The organism is Oxalobacteraceae sp. CFBP 8761 (assembly GCA_014841595.1).
In the GTDB taxonomy this organism is placed as follows: Bacteria; Pseudomonadota; Gammaproteobacteria; order Burkholderiales; family Burkholderiaceae_D; genus Telluria.
On record JACYUE010000001.1, the window covers coordinates 705,773 to 731,596 of the forward strand.

At 64.7% G+C, this 25,824-nt stretch carries 14 protein-coding genes; 11 read left to right on the forward strand and 3 right to left on the reverse strand.

Annotated elements, in window-relative coordinates; all coding sequences use genetic code 11:
* Positions 1 to 192: 192 nt before the first annotated feature.
* The 8 genes from IFU00_03170 (at position 193) to IFU00_03205 (ending at position 15,605) form a co-directional block, all read left to right on the forward strand.
* Positions 193 to 2,856 (forward strand): TonB-dependent receptor, encoded by a 2,664-nt coding sequence (locus tag IFU00_03170; GenBank protein ID MBD8541281.1) that lies wholly within the window; start codon positions 193 to 195, stop codon positions 2,854 to 2,856.
* A 200-nt stretch (positions 2,857 to 3,056) separates the two neighbouring features.
* Positions 3,057 to 4,901, forward strand: a complete 1,845-nt coding sequence (locus IFU00_03175; GenBank protein ID MBD8541282.1) for a DEAD/DEAH box helicase — start codon at positions 3,057 to 3,059, stop codon at positions 4,899 to 4,901.
* 317 nt (positions 4,902 to 5,218) lie between these two features.
* Positions 5,219 to 6,556 (forward strand): MFS transporter, encoded by a 1,338-nt coding sequence (locus IFU00_03180; protein ID MBD8541283.1) that lies wholly within the window; start codon positions 5,219 to 5,221, stop codon positions 6,554 to 6,556.
* A gap of 126 nt (positions 6,557 to 6,682) precedes the next feature.
* The gene (locus tag IFU00_03185) at positions 6,683 to 8,314 is read left to right on the forward strand and encodes an alpha-D-glucose phosphate-specific phosphoglucomutase (protein MBD8541284.1); all 1,632 of its coding nucleotides are present in this window, start codon (positions 6,683 to 6,685) and stop codon (positions 8,312 to 8,314) included.
* Between the two features lie 25 nt (positions 8,315 to 8,339).
* Positions 8,340 to 10,019 carry an alpha-amylase gene (locus IFU00_03190; GenBank protein ID MBD8541285.1) on the forward strand — a complete coding sequence of 560 codons (1,680 nt, stop codon included), beginning with the start codon at positions 8,340 to 8,342 and terminating at the stop codon, positions 10,017 to 10,019.
* A 61-nt stretch (positions 10,020 to 10,080) separates the two neighbouring features.
* Positions 10,081 to 11,100: an alpha/beta hydrolase gene (locus IFU00_03195; protein ID MBD8541286.1), complete on the forward strand. Its 1,020-nt coding sequence runs from the start codon at positions 10,081 to 10,083 to the stop codon at positions 11,098 to 11,100.
* A gap of 45 nt (positions 11,101 to 11,145) precedes the next feature.
* Positions 11,146 to 13,011 carry a glucokinase gene (locus IFU00_03200; protein ID MBD8541287.1) on the forward strand — a complete coding sequence of 622 codons (1,866 nt, stop codon included), beginning with the start codon at positions 11,146 to 11,148 and terminating at the stop codon, positions 13,009 to 13,011.
* A gap of 278 nt (positions 13,012 to 13,289) precedes the next feature.
* On the forward strand, positions 13,290 to 15,605 hold the full coding sequence (locus tag IFU00_03205) for a diguanylate cyclase (GenBank protein ID MBD8541288.1): 2,316 nt from the start codon (positions 13,290 to 13,292) through the stop codon (positions 15,603 to 15,605).
* Positions 15,606 to 15,649: 44 nt separating this feature from the next.
* On the opposite strand, the gene IFU00_03210 is transcribed toward IFU00_03205, so the two are convergent.
* Entirely contained in the window at positions 15,650 to 18,364 is a 2,715-nt protein-coding gene (locus tag IFU00_03210) for a DUF3372 domain-containing protein (protein ID MBD8541289.1), read from the reverse strand.
* 7 nt (positions 18,365 to 18,371) lie between these two features.
* Positions 18,372 to 19,922, reverse strand: a complete 1,551-nt coding sequence (locus tag IFU00_03215) for an MFS transporter (GenBank protein ID MBD8541290.1) — start codon at positions 19,920 to 19,922, stop codon at positions 18,372 to 18,374.
* Positions 19,923 to 20,235: 313 nt separating this feature from the next.
* Here IFU00_03215 and IFU00_03220 point away from each other — a divergent pair, with 313 nt between their 5' ends.
* The gene (locus IFU00_03220) at positions 20,236 to 21,876 is read left to right on the forward strand and encodes an alpha-glucosidase (protein MBD8541291.1); all 1,641 of its coding nucleotides are present in this window, start codon (positions 20,236 to 20,238) and stop codon (positions 21,874 to 21,876) included.
* Positions 21,876 to 23,723 carry a glucokinase gene (locus tag IFU00_03225; GenBank protein ID MBD8541292.1) on the forward strand — a complete coding sequence of 616 codons (1,848 nt, stop codon included), beginning with the start codon at positions 21,876 to 21,878 and terminating at the stop codon, positions 23,721 to 23,723. Before IFU00_03220 ends, IFU00_03225 begins: the two co-directional genes overlap by 1 nt.
* Here IFU00_03225 and IFU00_03230 read toward each other — a convergent pair.
* Positions 23,720 to 24,193 carry a hypothetical protein gene (locus tag IFU00_03230; GenBank protein MBD8541293.1) on the reverse strand — a complete coding sequence of 158 codons (474 nt, stop codon included), beginning with the start codon at positions 24,191 to 24,193 and terminating at the stop codon, positions 23,720 to 23,722. The two genes, IFU00_03225 and IFU00_03230, sit on opposite strands and share 4 nt — an antisense overlap.
* A 214-nt stretch (positions 24,194 to 24,407) precedes the next feature.
* Between IFU00_03230 and IFU00_03235 the strand changes: the two genes are divergently transcribed.
* Positions 24,408 to 25,748: a PEP-CTERM sorting domain-containing protein gene (locus tag IFU00_03235; protein MBD8541294.1), complete on the forward strand. Its 1,341-nt coding sequence runs from the start codon at positions 24,408 to 24,410 to the stop codon at positions 25,746 to 25,748.
* Positions 25,749 to 25,824 lie beyond the last annotated feature (76 nt).

Below are 25,824 nucleotides of genomic sequence, written 5' to 3' on the forward strand. Positions count from 1 at the left end.
AATAAGTCATTGTTTTTATTGGATATCGTGTCAATGGATGACCCGAGTTCGTTTGAAACCAACTCCCGTTGACAGTGCATCTAGTTTTAATACAGAATCCCGCCGAGCGTTGATGTTGAGGCGTGTCATAACAAAGTCCCGAACATGCGGTCGAAAGCTGCTCTAGGGAAATTACGTCGTTCTGAGGAGATCATGAAAACTTTCGCCAACAAGCGTTCCGCGTTCCAGCTGAGCCCAGTGGCCGCCGGGTGCGCCATCTTTGTCACCATCATGGCCGGCAGCGCGCAGGCGCAAACCGCCACGACGACTGACACCGCCATCAGCGATGCGCCGGTCACCACCGTGACTGTCACCGGTATCCGCCGCGCCATCGAAGACGCGATTGCCGTCAAGCGCGAATCGACCGGTATCGTCGAAGCCATTTCGTCGGAAGACATCGGCAAGCTGCCGGACGTGTCGATCGCCGAATCGCTGGCCCGTCTGCCGGGCCTGTCGGCGCAGCGCGTCAACGGCCAGGCCCAGTCGATCAGCATCCGCGGCACCTCGGGCGACCTGTCGACCGCGCTGCTCAACGGCCGCGAACAAGTCACCACCAGCTCGGACCGTACCGTCGAATACGACCAGTACCCATCCGAACTGATCAGCGCCGTCACCGTGTACAAAACCGGCGACGCCGCCGTGATCGGCCAGGGCCTGTCGGGCACGGTCGACCTGCAAACCATCAAGCCGCTGTCGCTGCGCGAACGCGTCGTCACCGTCAATGTGCGCGGTGAAAAGAACTCGAAAGGCGAAATCAGCGCCGGCTCGCCGGACACCGGCAGCCGCGTCAGCGCGTCGTACATCGACCAGTTCGCCAATCGCACGCTTGGTGTGGCCATCGGCTACGCACGCCAGGACAAGCCGAACGTCGGCGAACAGTTCGAAACGTGGGACTGGGTGGACGACACCAATGTCGTGCCAGGCTCGACCGTCAAAGTGCCAAAGGGCATGAAGTCGATCGCCACCACCGGCAACCAGGTGCGCGATGGCCTGATGGGTGTGCTCGAATGGCGTCCTAACCGCAACTTCAGCTCGACCTTCGACGTCTACCACTCGCGTTTCGACCAGGAAGAAATCCGCCGCGGCATCGAAATGCCACTCAAGGACGACGGCGAAGTGCGTTTCTCGAACCCGACCGTCGTGAATGGCACGATGATCAGCGGCACCGCCAACAACGTCAATCCGGTCGTGCGTAACAACCGCCTGACGCGCGACGACAAGCTGACCGCCTTCGGCTGGAACAACCGCTACACGACGGGCGACTGGGTCGGCATCGTCGACATCAGCCGCTCGAAGGCTGATCACAAGGAACAGCTGATCGAGATCAACGCCGGCCGCGCTGCGCGCCAGACGCTGAACTACAGCTACAACGGCGGCACGATTCCAGTGCTGGGCCTGTCGGGCACCTACGACGATCCGTCGCAGATCGCCATCGGCGGCCAGTTCGGCGAAGGCTATGTCAACGCCCCGAACATGACCGACAAGATGACCTCGTTCCGCACGAGCATCGAGCGCAAGTTCGACAACGCGCACTTCAGCAGCATGGAAGTCGGCTTCAACTACTCGAAGCGCGAAAAGGAAAAAGCGCACCTGGAAACGGGCTTCTCGAAGATCGGCAACGGCACCTTCGGCGCCAATGTGCTGAACGATTCGCAAGCGCTGTACGGCCTGCAGAACAGCCTGAGCTGGGACATCGACGGCGTGCTCGCCAACAACTTCGGCCCATTCACGCCAGCCGTGCTGGTGCCATGGGGCGCGACCAAAAACTGGACCATCGAAGAGAAGGTCAAGACCGGCTACGCCAAGCTGAACATCGACACCGAACTGATGTCGATGCCACTGCGCGGCAATATCGGCATGCAAGTCATCGAAACCGACCAGAGCTCGACCGCGAACACGCTGCGCGCCTGGCCATTCGCCGACCTGGTGCCACTGACCGACGGCAAGAAGTACACCGACTATCTGCCAAGCATCAACCTGGCATGGAGCCTGCCTGACCAGCAATTCCTGCGCTTCGGCGCCGGCAAGACGCTGGCCCGCGCCAAGCTGAACCAGCTGAACGCGGCGCTGGAAGTGGGCCTGACCGCCCAGACCACCGGCACCCCATACGGTAACGGCGGCAACGCGCAGCTCGATCCATGGCGCGCCAAGCAGGTCGACTTGTCGTACGAAAAGTACTTCGGCAACAAGGGCTATATCTCGGCCGCTGGTTTCTACAAGGACCTGTCCTCGTACATCTACAGCGTGACCGTGCCGCGTGACTTCTCGGAGTTCAACCTGCAGGGCGCCCTGACCAACATCGGCACCATCACCCAGCCGCGCAACGGCGAGGGCGGTAGCCTGCGCGGTCTGGAGTTTGCGGCATCGACCCCGCTGGACATGATCCACCCGATGCTCGACGGTTTCGGCATCACCGCCAACGCGTCGTTCACCAACAGCGAAATCTCGATTCTCGACCAGCGCTTCGGCAATGTCGCGATTCCGCTGCCAGGCCTGTCCAAGCGCGTGTTCAACTTCACGGCGTATTACGAGAAAGATGGCTTCTCGGCACGTATCAGCCAGCGTTATCGCAGCGATTTTGTGGGTGAAATCGGCGGAATTGGTGGTGCAACCGAGCTGACTTACGTAAAAGCTGATAAAGTAGTCGACCTGCAATTGGGTTATGACTTCAAGCAAGTCGAAGGTCTGTCCGTGCTGTTCCAGGTCAACAACCTGACCGACACCGCCTTCCGCAGCTACGCTGGTACCGAAGACCGTCCGCGCGGCTATGCCAAGTATGGCCGCCAGATGCTGTTCGGCCTGAACTACAAGCTGTAATCCGGTATCAAGCGAAGGTAGCGCCACCCAACGGGGCGCTGTCGCGATCGCCAATGCCCTTGCAGGTGTGCCTGCAAGGGCATTTTTCATTGTTCGGATTCTGTGGTTTCGGCCGCCCGGTCCATTGTATTTAGCGCCCCCAACGAAGCAACGGTGTAAACTGTCGCATTCGTACTTACTTAATAAGAGCAACTTCCTCTATGTCAGACACCCCAATCCCATCGTTTTCCGACCTCAATCTTTCGGCGCCTGTCCTGAAAGCATTGAAAGACGTCGGATACGAAACGCCGTCGCCGATCCAGGCAGCCACCATTCCCCTGTTGCTGGAAGGGCGCGACGTGCTGGGACAAGCGCAGACCGGTACCGGTAAAACCGCCGCCTTCGCACTGCCAATCCTGTCGAACATCGACGTCAAGCAGACCGCGCCGCAAGCGCTGGTGCTGGCGCCGACGCGCGAACTGGCGATCCAGGTCGCCGAAGCATTCCAGAGCTACGCCGCCCACATCAAGGGCTTCCACGTGCTGCCGATCTACGGCGGCCAGAGCTACGGCCCGCAACTGTCGTCGCTGCGCCGCGGCGTGCACGTCGTCGTCGGCACGCCAGGCCGCGTCATCGATCACATCCAGAAGGGCTCGCTCGACCTGTCGAAGCTGACCACCCTCGTGCTGGACGAGGCCGATGAAATGCTGCGCATGGGCTTTATCGACGACGTCGAGCAGATCCTGCAAAAGACCCCGGCCACGCGCCAGACCACGCTGTTTTCGGCCACCATGCCGCCAGCGATCAAGCGCATTGCCAAGACCTACCTGCGCGAGCCGCAAGAGATCACGGTCGCGGCCAAGACCGGCACCGCCGACAATATCCGCCAGCGCTACTGGCTGGTGGCCGGCATGCACAAGCTCGACGCGCTCACCCGCATCCTCGAAGCCGAAGCCTTCGACGGCATGATCATCTTCGCGCGCACCAAGCTGGGCACCGAAGAGCTGGCGACCAAGCTGCAGGCACGCGGTTTCTCGGCCGCTGCCATCAACGGCGACATCGCCCAGCAGCAGCGCGAGCGCACGATCGATAACCTCAAGAAGGGCAAGATCGACATTCTGGTTGCGACCGACGTTGCCGCGCGCGGCCTGGACGTCGAGCGCATCAGCCACGTCATCAACTATGACGTGCCGTCGGATCCTGAGAGCTACACCCACCGCATCGGCCGTACCGGCCGCGCTGGCCGCAGCGGCGAAGCGATCCTGTTCATCACCCCGCGTGAGCGCAGCCTGCTCAAGCTGATCGAGCGCACGACCCGCCAGCCGGTGTCGCCACTCGAGCTGCCGACCGTCAAGGCCGTCAACGAAGTGCGCATGACGCGCTTCAAGGACCAGATCCGCGCCACGCTGGCCGAAGGCAACCTCGAAGTCTTCCGCGCCCTGATCGAAGACGTCGAGCGCGACGACAATGTGCCGGCGATCGACATCGCCGCCGCCCTGGCCAAGATGGCACGTGGCGACGAGCCGCTGCTGCTGACCAAGCCTGACCGTGACGTGCGTCCTGAAAGCATGCCATCGCAGCGCGAATTTGGCGGCAGCCATGAGCGCGCTCCACGCGAGCCGCGTGGCGACTGGGAAGAGCGTCCAGCGCGCCCTGCGCGCGAGCCGGGCTTCAAGAAAGAGCGCGTCATGCGCGACCCTGAGCCGGGCATGGCCACCTTCCGCATCGAAGTGGGCTTTGCCCACGGCGCCAAGCCGGGCAATATCGTCGGCGCGATCGCCAACGAAGCGAACATCCCGTCGAAGCAGATCGGCCGCATCGAGATCTATGACGATTACTCGACGCTCGACCTGCCATCGGACATGCCGGCCGAGCTGTTCACGCAGCTCAAGTCAATCTGGGTCGCCGGCCGCCAGCTGTCGATCACGCGTGACGGCGAAACGCCGGCCGTGCCAGCCGCCGGCGCCAAGAAGCCGTTCACGAAAAGCGGCGCCGACCGCCGCGTGACGGACAAGCCGATGCCGGGCAAGAAGCCGCATCGCAAGGGCGAGGGCAGCAAGGACTGATCCTTTCACCGTAAGCTGAAAAACGTCGCTCCCGCGCAAGCAGGAGCGACGTTTTTGCATCTGCACGTCGAATGACAGGCGTTACTGCCCATGTTGTTTGACTACAAAACCCGACATGTTCCGCAGGTGTCTCACCCATCTCACTATGAGATCTCCACGATTGACACCCCGATACCCCCATGTTATTTTGCTACAGATACGCTGGCAGGATTGTTGTCTGTTCCGGCACGCCTCTGCATCAACGGCGCGCACCACCAGTGCGCCGCGCATTCACATAACAGCGCCCGCTCCCGTGTCGGGCCAGATTGGGGACACACATGGATATGCAATCGACCGTGCTCAAACCACGCCTGTCGTTCTGGCAGCTGTGGAACATGAGCTTCGGTTTCTTCGGCATCCAGTTCGGCTTCGCACTGCAGAACGCGAATACCAGCCGCATCTTCGCCACGCTCGGCGCTGACCCCGAAAACTTTTCCCTCTACTGGCTCGCTGCGCCCGTTACCGGCTTGCTGATCCAGCCGATCGTCGGTTACCTGAGCGACAACACCTGGCACCCGAAGTGGGGCCGCCGCCGGCCGTTCTTCTTCATTGGCGCCGTTCTGGCCGCCATTGCGCTGTTCCTGATGCCCAATTCTACTGCGCTGTGGATGGCCGTGGCCGTGCTGTGGATGATGGACGCTGCGATCAACGTGTCGATGGAGCCGTTCCGTGCCTTTGTCGGCGACAAGCTCGATCCGTCGCAGCAAACCGCCGGCTACGCGATGCAGACCTTCTTCATCGGTTGCGGGGCGGTCATCGCGTCGCTCTTGCCGACCTTCTTTGAAAGCATGGGCGTGTCGAATGCCGTCATCGGCGGCGTGATCCCCGACACCGTGCGCTACTCGTTCTACGCCGGTGGCCTCGTGTTCTTCCTGGCCGTGACCTGGACCGTGGTGTCCGCCGACGAGCTGCCGCCGCCCGACATGGAAGCGTTCAACAAGGAGCGCGCCGCCTCGCGCAGCGTGGGCGTGGCCATCGCCGAGATCTTCGGCGGCTTTGGCAAGATGCCGCGCACGATGGTGCAACTGGCGTTCGTGCAGTTCTTCACCTGGATCGCGCTGTTCGCGATGTGGATCTATACCGGCACTGCCATTGCCGACAGCGTCTACGGCACCACCGACGCGCAGTCAACTGCGTACCAGGACGCCGGCAGCTGGGTCGGCATCATGTTCGCCGTCTACAGCGGCGTGTCGGCACTGGCCGCGTTCATCCTGCCCGTGTTTGCCCGCATGACCAGCCGCAAGATCGTCCATGCGACATGCCTGACCATCGGCGGCCTGAGCCTGGCCAGCGTATTCCTCATCACCGACAAGAACATGCTGGTCGTGCCGATGATCGGCATCGGCATCGCCTGGGCCTCGATCCTGACGATGCCGTACGCGATCCTGGCCGGCTCGCTGCCCGCCAAGCGCATGGGCTACTTCATGGGCCTGTTCAACTTCTTCGTCGTGATTCCACAGATCGTCAGCGGCCTGCTGCTGGGTTTCGTGACCAAGCACCTGTTCGATGGCCACGCGGTGCTCACGCTCGTGCTGGGCGGCGTCTGCATGCTCATCGCCGCGCTGCTGACCCTGCTGGTGACGGACAAGGCGGCGCCGGTACGCGCTGCCGTGTGACGTCAGGCGTACATGGTGCGCGTGTGCGCGCCTTGAATCCGGCGTCTGTCGTATCGTAACGTTTTATCAACATTGTCCGGCTCTGTCCGGCGATGTTGTGAACGCTTACATTGACAGGAGTAGAGCATGACCATCCAGACCGTCGCGACCACCCCGTTCGCCGGCCAGCGGCCCGGCACATCGGGCCTGCGCAAGAAAGTGACCGAGTTCCAGCAACCCGGCTACCTCGAAAACTTCGTCGAGTCGATCTTCCTGACGCTGGGCGAAGGCGCGTGCCGTCACCTGGTCGTCGGCGGCGATGGCCGCTACTTCAACCGCGACGCGATCCAGACCATCCTGCGCATGGCGGCCGCGCACGGCGTCGAGCGCGTGCTGGTGGGGCAGGGCGGCATCCTGTCGACGCCAGCGGTCAGCTGCGTGATCCGCAAGCACGGCGCCCAGGGCGGCATCGTGCTCTCGGCCAGCCATAATCCGGGCGGCCCGGACGGCGACTTCGGCATCAAGTACAACATCGACAATGGCGGTCCGGCGCCCGAGAAAATCACCGACGCCATCTTCGCGCACACGCAGACGGTCACGCAGTACCGCATCAGCGACGCAGCGGCCGTTGACCTGGACGTGCTGGGCACCACGCATCTGGAAAACATGCAGATCGAGGTGATCGACCCGGTGGCCGACTACGCCGAGCTGATGAAAGGCCTGTTCGATTTCGACGCAATCCGCGGCCTGTTCGCGAGCGGCTTCCGGATGCGCTTTGACGCGATGCACGCAGTGGCCGGCCCCTACGCGACCACGATCCTCGAAGGCATTCTCGGGGCACCGGCCGGCACGGTCGTCAATGGCGTGCCGAGCGAAGACTTCGGCTGCGGGCATCCCGACCCGAATCCCGTCAACGCTGCCGAGCTGATCGCAGCGATGGCTGCGCCCGACGCGCCGGACTTCGGCGCCGCCTCGGACGGCGACGGCGACCGCAACATGATCGTCGGGCGCGGCATCGCCGTCACGCCTTCGGACAGCCTGGCCATCATCGCCGCCAACGCCACCGTGGCGCCGGGTTACGCGGGCGGCATCAAGGGCATCGCGCGTTCGATGCCCACGTCGATGGCGGCCGACCGCGTGGCCGAAGCACTGGGCATCGCCTGCTTCGAGACGCCTACCGGCTGGAAGTACTTCGGCAACCTGATGGACGCCGGTCTCGTCACGCTGTGCGGCGAAGAGAGCTACGGCACCGGCTCGTTCCACATCCGCGAAAAAGACGGCGTGTGGGCCGTGCTGTTCTGGCTCAATCTGCTGGCCGTGCGCGGCCAGACGGTCGAACAGCTGCTGGCGGCGCACTGGGCCCGCTTCGGCCGCAATTACTATTCGCGCCACGATTACGAAGCCGTGGATGCCGGCGCTGCCGGCGCCATGATGGACGCGCTGCGCGCGCGCCTGCCCGAGCTGGCAGGGCAGACGCTGGCCGGCCACCAGATTGCGCTGGCCGACGACTTTGCCTACACCGACCCGGTCGACGGCTCGGTGTCCACGAAGCAGGGCATCCGCATCATCATGGCGGACGGCTCGCGCATCGTGTTCCGCCTGTCCGGCACCGGCACCGAAGGCGCCACCGTGCGTGTGTACCTCGAACGCTACGAAGCCGATCCGGCGCACCACAACCTCGATACGCAGGCCGCGCTGCAAGGCCTGATCGATCTGGCCGACAGCCTGTCCGATCTGCGCCAGCGCACCGGCCGCAGCGAACCCACGGTCGTCACCTGACCTCTTCACCACACAGGAACCCCGCATGAAACTACCCGTCCTTGCTTCCGCCATGCTGCTCGCCTTCGGTGCGATGGCCTCTGCCAGCGCCCAGTTACCCGGCCCGGCGCCCGCCGCCAAGCCGTTCGTCTGGGAGAACGCAACCGTCTACTTCCTGCTGACGGACCGCTTCAACAACGGCAACCCGGCCAACGACAAGGCCTATGGCCGCAAGGACGATGCAGCGCCGCTGCGCGGTTTCATGGGCGGTGACATCGCCGGCATCACGGCCAAGATCAAGGAAGGGTATTTCACCGACCTGGGCGTGAACGCGATCTGGCTGACGCCCGTGATCGAACAGATCCACGGCGCGACCGATGAAGGCACCGGCAAGAGCTACGCCTTCCACGGCTATTGGGCCAAGGACTTCACGGCGCTCGACGCTGCGTTTGGCACCGAGGACGAGCTGCGCACGCTGGTGGACACGGCGCACGCGAATGGCATCCGCATCGTGTTCGACGTGGTGATGAACCACACCGGCCCCGTCACGCCGCAGGATAAAGTCTGGCCGGCGTCGTGGGTGCGCACCGGCCCGACCTGCACCTACAAGGATGCGCGCACGACGGTCGATTGCACGCTGGTGGCGAACCTGCCGGACTTCTTGACCGGCAGCGACAAGCCGGTCGACCTGCCGCCGCATCTGGTGGCCAAGTGGAAGAAGGAAGGGCGCTACGAGCGTGAGGTGAAGGAGCTCGACGCCTTCTTCAAGCGCACCGGCTACCCGCGCGCACCGCGTTACTACCTGATGAAATGGCATGCCGACTGGGTGCGCAAGTTCGGTATCGATGGCTTCCGCGCCGATACCGTCAAGCACACCGAGCCTGGCTTGTGGAAAGAACTTAAAAAAGAAGCGAGCCTGGCGCTGGCGGACTGGAAGCGCGCCAACCCGGCCAAGAGCATCGACCAGAAGCCGTTCTGGATGGTGTCCGAGGTCTACAACTACGAGATCAAGCACGCGCGCAAGTTCGATCTGGGCGGCGGCGAATTCGTCGACTACCTGGACCAGGGCTTCGACAGCATGATCAGCTTCAGTCTGCGCAGCGACGCCAAGCGCCCGTACGAACAGGTGTTCTCGGAATACTCGACTATCCTGCACGGCGAGATGAAGGGCTTCTCGGTGCTGAACTACATCAGCTCGCACGACGACAGCAGCCCGTTCGATCCGCTGCGCCAGCAGCCGTTCGAGTCGGCCAACAAGCTGCTGCTGGCACCTGGCGCGGCGCAGATCTACTACGGCGACGAAACGGCGCGCATCCTGAAGTTCGATGGCGCCGAGGGCGACGCCAACCTGCGCACCTTCATGAACTGGGACGAGCTGGCGTCGAACGCCGAGCGTGGCCTGCACCGCGTGGCCGATATCCGCGCGCACTGGGCGCGTCTGGGGCGCTTCCGCGCCGCACATCCGGCCGTCGGCGCCGGCAAGCACCAGATGATCGGCTCGAGCCCGTACACGTTCAAGCGCACGTGGGAACAGAATGGCGTGAGCGACCGCGTGGTCGTCGCGCTGGGCCTGTCGACGCAGCAGCCGGTGGCCATTTCGGTGGGTGGCGTCTTCAACGACGGCGCCACGGTGCGCGACTGGTACACCGGCAACACCGCCGTGGTCAAGGACGGCAAGGTGCGGTTCGCGACGGCCGCACAGGTGGCGCTGATCGCGCAGGACTGACCGGGTTCCGGGGTAGACTGGCCGTTCTGTTAACTCTCCGGCTGCCAGTCTGCCCACCTCCATGCCCGTCTTTACGCACATTGCCCGCGCCATCGCGGGCCTGAGTCTCGTCCTCGCGCTGGCCCCGGCGCAGGCACAATCGGCCGCCGCGCCAGTCTACGGCGCCGAACTCGAAGAATTCGCCTATCCTGCACCGACGCAGCAATACCGCTTCACGTCGCAGCGCGTCGACCTGCAGATGACCTATATGGACGTCAAGCCGGCCAGCCCGAATGGCCGCACCGTCGTCCTCATGCACGGCAAGAACTTCTGCGGCGCGACCTGGGCCGGCACCACCAAGGCACTGAGCGACGCCGGCTACCGCGTCGTGGTGCCCGATCAGATCGGCTTTTGCAAATCCACCAAGCCGCAGCACTACCAGTACACGTTCCAGCAACTGGCCGACAACACGCGCAAGCTCCTGGCCTCGATTGGCGTGAAAAAGGCGATCATCATCGGTCACTCGACTGGCGGCATGCTGGCCACGCGCTATGCGCTGATGTATCCCGAACTGACGGACCAGCTGGTGATGATCAACCCGATCGGCCTGGAAGACTGGAAGAACCTGGGCGTGCCGTCGCTGGGTGTCGATCAGTGGTACGAGCGCGAGCTGAAATTGTCGGCCGAGCGCGTGCGCGAGTACGAGCGCACGACCTACTACAACGGTCAGTGGAAGCCGGAGTATGAGGTGTGGGTCCAGATGCTGGCCGGGATGTACCGTGGCAAGGGCAAGGAGCTCGTGGCCTGGAATTCGGCGCTCATCTACGACATGATCTACACGCAGCCGGTCGTGCACGAATTCCCGCTGATCAAAACGCCGACCTTCCTGCTCATGGGCTTGAAGGACACGACCGCGATCGGCAAGGATGCGGCGCCCGCTGACGTGCGCCCGACACTGGGCAACTACAAGGTGCTGGCCGAGACCACGCGCAAAGCAATCCCGGGCTCGGTGCTGGTGACATTCCCCGAGATGGGGCACGCGCCGCAGATGCAGGACCCGGTACAGTTCCACAAGGCGCTGCTCAAGGGGCTCGTGCGCTGATCAGCGGCCATTCTTTTGTCATTCGGTCAATGGTATCCTTGTGGTATGACAGAAGACCCTGATCCGAAGAGCAAACCACCGCGCGCCGCCTTTGCCGACGGCCCGCGCCTGCTGGCCGACATCGGCGCTACCCATGCGCGCCTGGGCCTCGAGACCGCGCCCGGCGTGCTGGGGCAGGTTGCCGTGCTGTTGTGCGACGACTTCGACGGCATCATCCCGCTGCTGCACGCTTATCTCGAACAGCATCCGGGCGGGCGCATTCACCATGCCGCCTTTGCGCTGGCCAATCCGATCAGCGGCGATTTCATCCGAATGACCAACCGCGACTGGCAGTTTTCGACGGATGCCGTGCGCCGCGCGCTGGGCCTGTCGACGCTGTTGATCGTCAACGACTTCACCGCGCTGGCAATGGCGCTGCCGGGTTTTCAGCCGAAGGACCTGCTGCAGATCGGCGGCGGCGCGCCGCAGACCCATGCCGTCTCGGGCGTGCTGGGACCGGGCACGGGCCTTGGCGTTTCGGGTGTCATTCCGACCATCGACGGTTTCGTCACGCTGGGCAGCGAGGGCGGGCACGTCAACTTCGCACCGAGCGACGAGCGCGAGTTCGCGATCCTGCAGTACGCGTGGCGCGAGTGGAAGCATGTGTCGAACGAGCGCCTGATTTCCGGCCCCGGCATCGAATTGATCTACCGCGCGCTGGCCGAGCGCAATGGCGTCGCGGCGCCGCCGCGCAGCACCGCCGACATCGTCAGCGCGGCGCTCGATGCGCACGATGCGCTCTGCCTCGAGGTGCTGGAAACCTTCGCCGGCATGTTGGGCAGCGCGGCCGCGAATCTGGCCGTGACCCTGGGCGCGTTTGGCGGCATGTTCATCGGCGGCGGCATCGTGCCGCGCATGGGTGCCTGGTTTGCGCAGTCGCCGTTCCGTGCGCGTTTCGAAGCCAAGGGGCGATTCCGGGACTACATCGCCCAGATCCCGACTTACATCATCATGACGCCCAACCCGGCGCTGTACGGCGTCTCGGCGATCCTGTCCGAGCACCTGCGCGGGCGCAGCGGCGCCAACACGCTCACCGACCGTGTGCAGCAACTGCTGCACGAGCTCTCGCCGGCCGAGCAGCGCGTGGCCGCGCTCGTGATCGAGCATCCGCGCAAGATGCTGTCCGAGCCGATCGCCGAGATCGCGCGCCTGGCCGACGTGAGCCAGCCGACCGTGATCCGCTTCTGCCGTTCGCTGGGCTTCCAGGGCCTGGCCGAATTCAAGCTCAAGTTCGCCGGCAGCCTGACCGGCACCATCCCCGTGCGCCACAGCCAGGTGCGCATGACCGACAGCACGCATGACCTGTCGGCCAAGGTGATCGACAACACGGTCTCCGCGATCCTGAAGTTTCGCGATGCGCTCGACGTGCACGCGATCGACCGCGCCATCGAACTGCTGCGGCGCGCGCGCCGGGTCGAGTTCTACGCGCTGGGCAATGCGCGTGCGGTGGCGCTCGACGGCCAGCACAAGTTCTTCCGCTTCCGCATCCCGGCGGCGTCGTATGGCGATTCGCACCTGCTGAACCTCGCGGCCGGTTTGCTGGGGCCGGGCGACGTCGTCATCGCCATTTCCACCGGCGGGCAGCTGCCCGAGCTGCTCGAGGCGGTCGACACGGCACGCGCACGCGGCGCTGACATCATCGCCATCACGGCCAGCCGCTCGCCGCTGGCGAAAAAGGCCAGCGTGTGCCTGGCGGTGGACCACAGCGAAGACAGCACGAGCTTCCTGTCGATGATTTCGCGCATCCTGCAACTGCTCCTCATCGACATCATGTCGGTCGGGATTTCCCTTGGCACGCAAGGGGAGGGCAGCCCGGACCACCAGGGCGACATCGATGCGCGCCGACTGCTGATCTCGCATCTGGACATCTGACAGCGCATGTCACGCGCATGTCACGCGCGCTGACGAGAATGCGCTGCATCGGGTCACGCATGGCTTGTGCGCATGCTTTTGTACCGATGTATCGCTAAAAGTTGTCAAAAAAACGTCAACGCCACGCGACGCACGGGACGGAACGTGTAGTTTCCGCACGGCACTGCGTGCTACCATTTCATGTGGCTCCCCCAATCCCCGGCGCCGTGTCGACAGGGCCGTCCTGCCTTGTCGTCTCCGCTCCGGACCATGGAAGAGGTTTTATCATCGTCAGCCAAATGTTAATTGAACAGGCCCGCCTTGCCGCGCTGGCCGAACTGCAGATTCTCGACACCCCTGCCGAGACCCGCTTCGACCGCTTTACCCGCTTGGCCGCCATGACGTTCGATGTGCCGATTGCGCTGGTGTCGCTGATCGATGCTGAGCGCCAGTGGTTCAAATCGCACCATGGCCTGGAAGCCTCGGAAACCCCGCGCTCGCTGTCGTTCTGCAGCCACGCGGTACAGGCACGCGCGCTGCTCGTGATCGAGGACGCGGCGCAGGATCCCCGCTTTGCCGAGAACCCGCTGGTCACCGGCGAGCCGCATATCCGCTTCTACGCCGGCCATCCGGTCTACAGCGATGGCGAAGCCGTGGGCACGCTGTGCATCATCGACCGCGCGCCGCGCCGTCTGAACCAGGAGCAGCGCCAGGTGCTGGCCGACCTGGCCGGGCTGGTCGAAATCGAAATCAATCACCTGAAGGCAGTCACCGCGCGCATGCTCGCCGAACAGGCGCTCAAGTCGCTCAATACCGATCTGGAAGCGCGCATCGTCGCGCGCACCGCCGAACTGGAAGACAAGGTCGGGCAACTGTCGCGCGAAGTGACGCAGCGCGAAGCGGCCGAAGCGCTGCTGCGCGAGAGCGAAGCCTGGAACCGCACGATCATCGACTCGTCGTTCAGCGGCTTCATTGGCGCCGACAGCAACGGCGTGGTGGTGGCGTGGAACACGTCGGCCGAGCGCATCTTCGGCTGGTCGGGCGAGTACGCGCGCGGCCGTCAGCTGTCCGAGCTGGTGATGCCGGCGCAGCAGCGCGAAGCGCATGACGCGAACATCCGCAGCCTGCTCGATACCGGCGCCGGCCCGTACCTGAACCAGAATGTCGAACTGCCGGCGCTGACCCAGAGCGGGCGCCAGATCACGATCCAGATGACCGTGGCGGCCCACGAGTGGAACGGCGCGCGTTATATCGGCGCCTTCGTCAACGACATCTCGGAGCGCATCCGCACGCAGCAGCAGCTGGAAGAAAAACAGGAACTGCTCGACGCGGTGCTCGAATCGATCGATGTCGGTGTGGTCGCCTGCGACGCCGTCGGCAACCTGACGCTGTTCAACCGCACGGCGCGCGCCTTGCATGGTCACGACCTGAAGGCGATCGCGCCATCGGAATGGCCGCAGTTCTACTCGCTGTATCACGGCGATGGCCAGACCGCGATGGCGATGGACGACGTGCCGCTGGTGCGCGCGCTCAAGGGCGAAGTCGTGCGCGACGGCGCGATGGTCATCGCGCCGGCCGGCCGCGCGCCGTACACGCTGCTGGCCAGCGGCCGGCCACTGCGCAGCGCTCAGGGCAAGACCCTCGGCGCGGTGGTGGCGATGAAGGACATCACCGAACTGAAGGCATCGCGCGACCGCCTGGCCGACAGCGAAGAGCGCCTGCGCACGATTACCGACAACCTGCCGGTCCTGATCGCGCATCTCGACCAGGATCACCGCTACATGTTCGCCAATGCGGTGCATCAGTCGTGGCTTGGCAAGGCGTCCGAGCAGGTCGTCGGCCAGACCATGGTGGAAGCCTTCGGTGAAGACTTCTACCTGCAGCAGAAGGAAGCGCTGGACGACGCCTGGCTCGGCAAGGCGTCGCAGTGCGAGCATGACATCGTGCGCAAAAAGCACATCCGCATCGTCCACTCGACCTTCCTGCCGCATCTGCGCGACGGCGAAGTGGTGGGCGTGTATATCCTGACGACCGACGCCACCGCCGCCCGCATGCACGAACGCAACCTGCACGCGCTGGCCCATACCGATGCGCTGACCGGCATCCCGAACCGGCGCCAGTTCGAGCTGGCGCTGCAGGGAGCCGTCGAACGTGCGCCGCAACGCGAGCGCGCCTTTGCCCTGTTCTATCTCGACATCGATTTCTTCAAGCGGATCAACGATACGTACGGCCACGCGGTGGGCGACATGGTGCTGGTCGAATTTGCGCGGCGCGTGCGCAAGGTGGTGCGCAGCTCCGACATGGTGGCGCGCCTGGCCGGCGACGAATTCACGGTGCTGCTCGACGAAGTCAATTCGCCGCGCGACGTCGAGCTGGTGGCCAAGAAGATCATGCAGGCGATGGAAGCGCCGTTCATGCTCGGCTCCCAGCCAATTTCCGTCAGTGCGACGATCGGCATTGCGCTGGCCGACGCACCGGGCGTGACGGCGCTGACGATCAGCGAGCTGGCTGACAGCGCCTTGTATGAGGCCAAGGACAAGGGGCGCAACACGTTTGCGATTGCGCGGCTGGCGATGGTGGCGGCGCCGGCGCCCGTGCTGGAGCACGCTGGCTGATCCCGCTGCCAGCGATCACCGCGTGGACGGCGTAGCCGTTCACCCTACTCGACGAATACGACCGCCGTGCGCGGCGGCACCGTGAAGGTGCCGCTGGCGCTGTCGAAGCGCGCCTTCAGCGCGCGCTTGTCGGCCGCGCCAGGTGCGCTGTGCACCGGATGCAGCTTCAGGCGCTTGCCGCGCAGCGTGGCGTCCTTGATCGTGTGCGCCCGTTTGTCGACGTTCACCAGGTAACCCATCCCGGCAAAGCCGGCCCCCGGATAGCCTTTGCCATCGAGCCAGGCAGCCAGCACGGTCGGCTCCTGCTGCGGCCCCGTATTGAAGAAGCGCAGGCGCGTGTTGATGTCGTCGGCCGTGCGCAGGCGCAGCAGCGTGCTGCTGGCGCGGATGCGCAGCAGGTCGCGGAACGCGTCGCGCGCGAACGCGATGTCGGCGGGCGCCGGCTTCAGCGCGGCATTGGCCAGCAACGGCTTGAACAGCGGCCAGTCTTTGGCATTGTCCGGCGCCGGCGGCAGGCCGGTACCGAAGAAGTTGTCCTGGTAGGTCCAGTCGATGCGGTTGAACCAGTCGCCCGAATTGAAGCTGTTGCGGTCCAGCGATTTCGAGCGCAGCGTATCGATGCCGGCGTGGTAATACGCCACGCCCTGGCTGAACGCATTGATCGCCATCCCCAGCACCTGCACCCGCGCGCGCTCCGCGCTGCTCGTTGCCACGGGCAGCTTGAGCACGTTGATGTCGTACAGCGTCTGATTGTCGTGGTTCTCGACGTAGTTGACCGCCTCACCCGGCTCGCTCGCGTAGCCGGCCGGCTGGTTGCCGCCGTAGACCATGGCCTGCAACTGGCGCACCTGGCCATCGTGCGCCTGCATCGGATACGTGCGCACCGAGCCGGCCAGGCCGACGCGGATCAAATCCGCTGCGCGCAGCAGGTCAGCCTTCTTTGCATCGCCGCCAAGGGCGTTCGCGTCGTACACCAGGCCATTGATATAGCCCTGCTGCCTGATCACGGGCTCGCCCGAGTCGCCGGGCGAGCCGCCGCGCACGGCGTCGCGTGCGCGGTCGCTGAAGGTGCCGATGCCGGTGCCGTTCAGCGACAGCTGCGACGCCTGCACGAAGCGCGCGCCGTCGGCCACTTCACCGAAGTTCCAGCCTTCGCCGATCAGTTGCACGTGGCGGCCCGCCGCCGCATCGACGGCCTGTTGCAGCCGCACCATCGCCTCACGCGGCTGGTGGCCCATCAGGTCGAAGCGGAACGAATCGATCTTGTACTGGCGCGTCCACAACACCGACGAGTCGATCATCAGCTTGGCCATCATCGTGTTCTCGGTCGCCGTGTTGAAGCAGCAGGTCGACGCTTCGATGCCGCCGACCGCGTTCAGGCGATGGTAGTAGCCCGGCACCACGCGGTCGAGGATCGATTTTTCTTCCTGGCCGGCGATGAAGGTATGGTTGTAGACGACGTCGGTGCCCACGCGCAGGCCGGCCTTGTGCAGGTCCATCACCATCTGGCGGAACTCGATGATGCGGCGCGCGCCGTCCTGCGGGTCGCTCGCGTAACTGCCTTCGACGGCGTTGAAGTGCTGCGGGTCGTAGCCCCAGTTGAAGCAGTCGGTGTGGGCGGTCTTGACCACCAGCGCCTGCTGGCTCTCGCCATCCGGCGCGCCGGCAGGGGCGGGCTGCGCGCACGCCACTTCGGGGATGCTGCCAATGTCGTACACGGGCAGCAGGTGGATGTCGGTGAGGCCTGCCTGTGCCAGCGCGCGCAGATGCCGCATGCCGTTCGAATTGGCTTCGCCGAACGCGCCGTACTTGCCGCGTTTGGCCGGCGGCACCGTCTGGTCGATCAGCGAAAAGTCGCGCACGTGCAGTTCGTAGATGACCATGTCGGTCTGCGCCTTGACCGTGGCCGGTGGCTGCGTGCCATCCCAGCCGGCGGGCTTCAGGTGCGGCGCGTCCAGGTCGGCGATGTAGCTGCGTTTGGATTCCGCATTCAGGCTGACCGAATACGGGTCGGTCACGAGATTGCGTACCAGCCCGGCGCCATCGGCGACGACGTCGACCGCGTACTTGTAATAGGTGCCGGACAAATCGCGCGGGACACTGGCAGCCCAGGCGCCGGTACGGGCGTCCAGTGCCATTGGCAGCACGGCGTTCGCGCGCCCCGTTGCGCTGTCATACGTGCACACCGCGACATCGCGCGCGGTTGGCGCCCACAGCTTGAAATCGGTCTTGCTGCCGGTGGGCGTCGCGCCCATGTCCGGGATGCGTTCAGCCGCCGCATACAGGTCGTCGAGCGCGCCGGCCGCCTGCACGCGCGTTGCGTCGCGCACGGTGCCATCCGGGTTCTCGTGGACCAGCACCAGCTGTTCGCGGTGCAGGGCAGGCAGGCGCGCCAGGTCGGCTTCCTGCACGCTCAGGGTCGGGCCGCTGGCGACCCATTTGAAGCGGGTGGCGACGGCTTGCGGCACCGCGACGCGCGAGACGGCCAGCGCGATCGAACCGGCGCTGCCGGTGACCTTGCTGCCGGCCGTGGCCTGGATGCCGCCGGCAGGGGAGTGGTACAGCCGATACACGCCATCGGCAGCCGCGCCGGGCCAGCGCACGAGGCGGCGGTCGAGCCAGACGGCGCGCGCATCGAGCTTGGTGGCGGAGGCGCTGAGCACCTCCTGGAAGGCCGGACTGTCGCAGGTGGCGAGAGGAACAGCAGCGTACGCGCTGGAGGACAGCGATGCTGCCAGCAGGACAAGGTGACGTTTCATGGACCGCTTACCCCGCGACGCTGCTGCGATAGTGGTCGACCATGCGGTAGCGCGTCGCATACCACCCGAACGCCGCCGCCGACAGCAGCGCAAACGCGGCAAAGAAGTACATCTGGAACGCCATCACCCCCACGCCCGAGCCTTCGATATACGCGATCACCGTTTCATTCTTGACGCTGGCATTGACGATCAGCACCCACAGGTTGCCGACCGTGACGGCCAGGTACCACAGCGCCATGATCACGCCCTTCATCGAGGCGGGCGCCTGGCTGTATGCGAATTCGAGGCCCGTGGCCGAGACCAGCACTTCACCCAGCGTGAGCAGCGCATACGGCGCGATCTGCCACGCGATCGAGACGGCGTCGCCGGCGTCGAGCGCCACCTGCAGATTGCCCACGACGATCCAGGCCGCAGCCGACAGTGCGATGCCGGCCGTCATGCGGCGCAGGGGTGTGGGCTCGACGCCCATCTTGCGCATCAGCGGGAACAGCGCGAGGTTGTTGATCGGGATGAGCAGCATCACGAGCAGGGGGTTCAAGGCCTGCATCTGGGCCGGAATCACGTCGAAGGTCCAGCCCAGCAGGTTCACCTGCGTGGTCATCGTGTTGGCCTGCACGATCCAGGTCGAGGCCTTCTGGTCGAACAGCGACCAGAACGGCGTGACGAGCGCGAACACGATCAGGATGCGCAGCACGGCGCGCACGCCGTCCACGGCGTCGTCCGGATGCAGGCCGCGTGCGCGGTCCAGCTGCATCGAGGTGCCCATGCCGCCAAAGGCCATCAACAGCACCAGGGCGGTACAGGCGGCGATCACGAAGCCCCATTGCGCGGCCATGGCCAACGACGCCAAGGCGCCGGCTGCACCCAGCAAGGCCAGGTTCAGGCCTGGGCGGCCCTGGCCGGGCTGCCTGGCCAGCAGCGCGCTTTTCGCCACGCGCATGAAGGAGTGCGGATTGGCCGGTGCCGGCGGTACGTGCACGTACTTCTTTTTACCGCTCCAGAACACCATCGTCGCGATGAACATCAGGATGCCAGGCACGCCGAAGGCCCAGGCAGGACCGTAGTCGCGCAGCAGCAGCGGCATCAGGAGCGAGGCGAAGAACGAGCCGAAATTGATGATCCAGTAGAACGCGTCGAAGACGACTTTCGCTTTGTCCTTGTTGGTGTGGTCGAACTGGTCGCCCACGAAGCTGGCCACCAGCGGCTTGATGCCGCCCGAGCCGAGCGCGATCAAGAACAGGCCGAAGTAGAAGCCGTTGACGTTGTCTTCAAAGATGGCCAGGCAGGCGTGACCCAGGCAATACACGAGACTGAGCCAGAACACCGTGTTGTACTTGCCGAAGTAGCGGTCGGCCAGCCAGCCACCCAGCAGCGGGAAGAAGTAGACACCGATGACGAAGGTGTGGAACACGTGCTTCGCTTCGCCGGTGCGCATGTCTTCCGGCAAAAACATCAAGAGGGTCGTGATCAGGAACGGCGTCAGGATGTTGCGCATCCCGTAAAAACTGAAGCGTTCGCACCCCTCATTGGCAATGATGTAGGGGATTTGCCGGGGCATGCGCCCGGTGCCTGGTTTTGCGAGAGATGTCATCGAACCGCTTCCTTGAATTGGCAAACAGACGCGATGCTATGACGGGGACGCCTCTCTTTGCAACATAAAAATTGTCGTGAAACAAACTAGAAACAAAGTGGCAACATGGCCACGTAGTTTAGGTACGGGAGCGGAATTGAAACAATCGCGTTTTACAGTGCAAGTCATTGAAATAGAAAGATTAAATACGATTTATTGCTGACTGGCTGGAATTGTCAAGACGAGTCGCCTGATGTATATTGCCTAGAATTCCACATCACGCATCCGCCCGGACCAGCCAATGACCCAGATCTCGACGACCGACAACCCGAACTGGTGGCGCGAAGCCATCATCTACCAGGTGTACCCGCGCAGCTTCCTCGACACCAACGGTGACGGGGTCGGCGACCTGGCCGGTGTGACCGAAAAGCTCGACTACATCGCGAGCCTGGGCGTGGACATTGTCTGGCTGTCGCCGTTCTTCAAGTCGCCGATGGCCGATTTCGGCTACGACATCGAAGACTATTGCGACGTCGATCCGCTGTTCGGCGACCTGGCCGACTTCGATCGCATGGTCGCCAAGGCGCACAGCCTGGGCCTGAAGATCATGATCGACCAGGTCATGTCGCACACGGCCGAGACGCACAAATGGTTCGTCGAAAGCCGCGCCAGCCGCGACAATCCGAAGTCGGACTGGTATGTGTGGGCCGACCCGCTCCCGGACGGCAACCCGCCCAACAACTGGCTGTCGGTATTCGGCGGCTCGTCGTGGCAGTGGGACACGCGCCGCAAGCAGTACTACCTGCACAACTTCCTGGTGAGCCAGCCGCAGCTGAACTTCCACAACCCGCTGGTGCAGCAGGCGCACCTCGATGCGCAGCGTTTCTGGCTCGAGCGCGGCGTCGACGGCGTGCGCATGGATGCGTGCGTGTTCCACTTCCACGACCGTCAGTTGCGCAGCAATCCGCCGGCGCTGGTGCGCGACACGTCGACCGTGACGGACGTGAACCCATACGGCATGCAGGCGCACCTGTATGACAAGACGCAGCCCGAGAACATCGCGTTCCTCGAGCGCGTGCGCGCACAACTGAATGAATTCGGCGCCGTCTCGATTGGCGAGATCAGCTCGGATGATGCGCTGGCCCAGATGAGCGAGTACACCGAAGGCGGCAACAAGCTGCACATGGCCTACAGCTTCAACCTGCTCACGCCGGTCTTCAACGCCGGGCATGTACGCCGCCAGGTCGAGGAATTCAATGAGCGCGTCAAAGATGGCTGGGCGTCCTGGTCGGTCGGTAACCATGATGCGATCCGCGTCGCCACGCGCTGGGGCGGCGTCAACCCGGCGCCTGGTTTCACCAAGCTGGTGCTGGCGATGCAGCTCTCGCTCAAGGGCACGCCATGCCTGTACCAGGGCGATGAACTCGGCCTGACCGAAGCCGATGTGCCCTACGAACTGCTGCAGGACCCGTACGGCAAGACCTTCTGGCCCGAGTTCAAGGGCCGTGACGGCTGCCGCACGCCAATGCCATGGGTGGCTGATGCGCCGCACGCGGGCTTTACCGACGGCCAGCCGTGGTTGCCTGTGGACGCCGCGCACGTCAAGGCCGCCGTCGATCTGCAGGACCGCGACCACGATTCGATGCTGAACTTCCAGCGCCGCTTCATCGCGCTGCGCCGCAGTCTGCCGCAACTGACGCGCGGCGAGATCGCGTTCTTCGATGCGCCCGAGCCGGTCCTGGCGCTGCGCCGCGACCTGGCCGGGCATGACAGCGTGCTGGCGGCGTTCAATCTGTCGGGTGAGGAAGTCAGCTTCGACTGGCCGGCAACCGACGGCGTGGCGCAGATGCCGGTCGATGGCCTGCAGGGCAGCGCGCAGCAGGGCCGCATCACGCTGGCGCCTTTCGGCGCCTGGTTCGGCACCGTGGCGGCGAACCGCTGATGGCCGGCGCGCAGCCCGAGAAATTCGCGCGCACGGCGTTTGCCGATGGCCCGCGCCTGCTCGCGGACATTGGCGCCACGCATGCGCGCTTTGCGCTGCAATGCGCGCCCGGCGTGTTTCGCGACGTGGCGGTGCTGCGCTGCGACGACTTTGCCGGCATCGTGCCGCTGCTGCGCCATTACCTGCTCGACCACCAGGACGTCACGCTGCACCACGGCGCCTTTGCGGTGGCCAACCCGATCAGCGGCGACTACGTGCGCATGACCAACCGCGCGTGGGAGTTTTCCACCGATGCGGTGCGGCGCGAGTTGGGCCTGGCCACGCTGTTGATCGTCAATGACTTCACGGCGCTGGCCACGGCCTTGCCCAATTTTGCGCGCGACGACCTGATGCAGGTCGGCCCGGGTAAGGCGGTGCCGGGCGCCGTCATCGGCGTGCTGGGCCCGGGCACAGGTCTGGGCGTCTCGGGCGGCATTCCGACCGCCGACGGTTTCGTCACGCTGGGCAGCGAAGGCGGGCACGTGAACTTCGCGCCGTTCGACGAGCGCGAATTCGCGATCCTGCAATACGCCTGGCGCGAGTGGCCGCACGTGTCGAACGAACGCCTGATTTCCGGGCCCGGGATGGAAGTGATCTACCGCGCGCTGGCCGATCGCAATGGCATCGACGCCGCGCCGCGCACGGCCGCGACGATCGTGGCCGGCGCGCTCGAACAGAACGATGCGCTGTGCCTGGAAACGCTCGAGTGCTTCTGCGGCATGCTGGGCGGCGCGGCGGCCAATCTGGCCGTCACGCTCGGCGCCTTTGGCGGCGTGTACATCGGCGGGGGCATCGTGCCGCGCCTGGGCGAGTGGTTTGCCAGCTCGCCGTTTCGCGCGCGCTTCGAAGCCAAGGGCCGTTTCTCGGATTATCTGGCCGACATTCCGACCTGGGTGATCACGACCCCGAATCCCGCCTTCCATGGCGTGGCCACCATCCTGGCCGAACACCTGCGCGGACGCAGCGGCGCCAACACGCTGATGGAGCGCATCACGCAGCTGCGCCACGAGCTCTCGCCGGCCGAAGGGCGCGTGGCCAGTCTCGTGATCGACCAGCCGCGCATGGTGCTCAATGAACCGATTGCCGAGATTGCGCGCCTGGCCGACGTGAGCCAGCCGACCGTGATCCGTTTTTGCCGCTCACTGGGGTTCCAGGGTCTGGCCGACTTCAAGCTCAAGTTCGCCAGCAGCCTGACCGGCTCGATCCCCGTGCGCCACAGCCAGGTGCGCCTGAGCGACAGCACGCACGATCTGTCGGCCAAGGTGATCGACAACACGGTGTCGGCGATCCTGCGTTTTCGCGACCAGCTCGACGTGCGCTCGCTGGACCGCGCGATCGAGATGGTCAGCCGCGCCAAGCGCGTCGAGTTCTACGCGATGGGCAATTCGCGCGCGGTGGCGCTCGATGGCCAGCACAAGTTCTTCCGATTCCGCATTCCTACAGCGCTGTATGGCGACGCGCACCTGTTCACGCTGGCCGCCGAATTGCTGGGGCCGGGCGACGTGGTGATTGCGGTATCGAATTCGGGCGGCTTGCCCGAACTGCTGGAGGCGGTGGACATCGCGCGCGCGGCCGGCGCCGACGTCATCGCGATCAGCAACAGCCAGTCACCGCTGGCGCGCAAGGCCAGCGTGTGCCTGGCGGTCGATCACGCCGAAGACAGCACGAGCTTCCTGTCGATGATTTCGCGCATCCTGCAGTTGCTGCTGATCGACATCATGGCCGTCGGGATCTCGGTCGATGGCCAGCATGGACCGGCGCCGGGCCAGGATCCGCGCCGGCTGCTGATCTCGCACCTGGATAGTTAATCCGCGCTTTTCAGGTTGACGCGCTCGATCGTGCGGCGCCATTCCTGCAGGCTGAGGAGGGTGTCGGATTCGGTATCGTCGACGAGGATTTCGCTGCCGTCCTGCGCAACCAGGAAGCTCTCGTGGCGCCGCGCGTCCTGCGCGCGGTTCTCGACAAAACTCAGCTGGTAGTACGTCTTGCCGTTCACTTCGCGCGGCGCCGGGTTGTCCTCGACCACGGCGCCATGCGCCTTGCCGCCGGTGCGCCGTTCGATCTGCGCTGACCAGGCCTTCAGTTCCGGTAACGCCAGCAATGCGGTCATTGCCTGTTCCTTGCTCTGCACAGGTGCCTGCACGACAGGTGCGGCCGGCGCCGGGGCGGGCGGCGGCGCAGGCCGCTCGGCCCGCTGGCAGGCAGCAACTGCGCAGCACAGGGCAAGCGTCGCAAGAGTCGTGCGCAGGGTAGGGAAGGCGGCGGTGCGAGGGGACATGGCAGGTTCCGGGAGATAAGACGGCCATACTAAACCATGCTTGTTTTAGCGGCAATATGCGCCGTCTGCAACGTCCATACGGACGTTATTATTTCCACATGGAAATGCTTTCGTGGTTTTCGCCACGCTCTGCATGTGTTTCATGTTGGCATCTGATTTAGTTGATGTGAGTAATGATATTCTGTAGGAACATTCCTACCAGTCAGTACACCGCATGGACAACCGCGCTACTTACCAACGTCGTCTCGAACGAAGCTCCCACCGCGAAAAACGCCTGATGACGCTTGCCGTGCTTGGCGTTGCCGCCGGTGTGGCCGGCGTGGTGCTGCCATCGCCATCGATCAGCTGGCCAATGTTCGGACCGGCGTCGAACGCGACCCCGGTCGCTGGCGCACCGGCGCATGCATTGAGCGCGACGCCGCCAACGGCGCAGCAGACAGCTGTGGCACGGCGCATTTACCGGCACTCGGTCGTGCCGGGCGGCGTGGCGGACAAGGTCGAACTGGCGCAGATCTTGCGATCCGACCGGCTCGTGGCGGCGCACTATGCGAGCTTCAATGTCGGCAATGCCCGTGCCGTGACGGTGACGGCCCCGCGCGCAGTCTATGTGTCGTACCGGAAGAACGATCAAATCTACTGGACCTCGAAGAAGGTCATGCTCGAAAAGGGCGAGACGCTCCTGACCGACGGCGAGCACGAGATCCGCGCCCGCTGTGCCAACCGCATCTCGGACGTGCCGCAATATCCGGTCGAACCCCACGGGCCAACCGAAGCCGAACTCGATACCGTGGTTGCTGTCGGCAACTTCTCCGATACGGCTGGCGCGATTGGTGAGGAAGGCAACATGCTGCCCGTGGGCATGGACGACCTGATCACCAGCGAGGAAGGGGGGCAGCGCTACAATGCCATCAGCTTCCCCAATGGCGCTGGTCTGCTGACGCCGGAAAATACGACGCCAATGCCGACGCCGTCCCGCCAGGGTCAGCCACCTGGCGTGCCGAACTGGTATGGCACGCCGATCTATGCTGGCGGCGTGCTGGGCCCTGCCAGCCCTGTCGGCGGTCGCGATGACGTGCCAGCGCCGGCCACGGATGGTGGCGGAAGCACGGTGCCGGGAAGCGTCAGTCCGACAGTCGGCGCCGGTGACACGGGTGGCACGGATCGCCCCGGCGTTAAAGAGGTCCCGCCCCCGGTTCCCGTACCGGACGGCGGCGGCAATGACGTGCCCGAACTGCCGGTCAAGACGCCGCCGTCCCCGCCGACGCCAGGCACCGGTATCGACACGCCGGGGACTCCTGGCACGCCGGGGACCCCTGGTACGCCGGGGATCCCTGGTACGCCGGATACTCCTGGTACGCCAGGTATCCCGACTGTACCGGCGACGCCAACGACGCCAACCACGCCAACCACGCCAACGACGCCAACGCCGCCGGGCGACACCGTGGTCGAACCGGAGGTACCGACCGAAGTGCCTGAGCCAGGCACGCTGTGGCTCGGCGGTATCGCACTGGCTGCGCTGCTGTGGCTGCGTCGCAAGGGTCCGCGCGCCCGCTGAAAGACGCAGACAACACAGACAACAAAAAACCCGCGAGGTGTGAACCTCGCGGGTTTTTTATCGTGGGTAGCTGGGG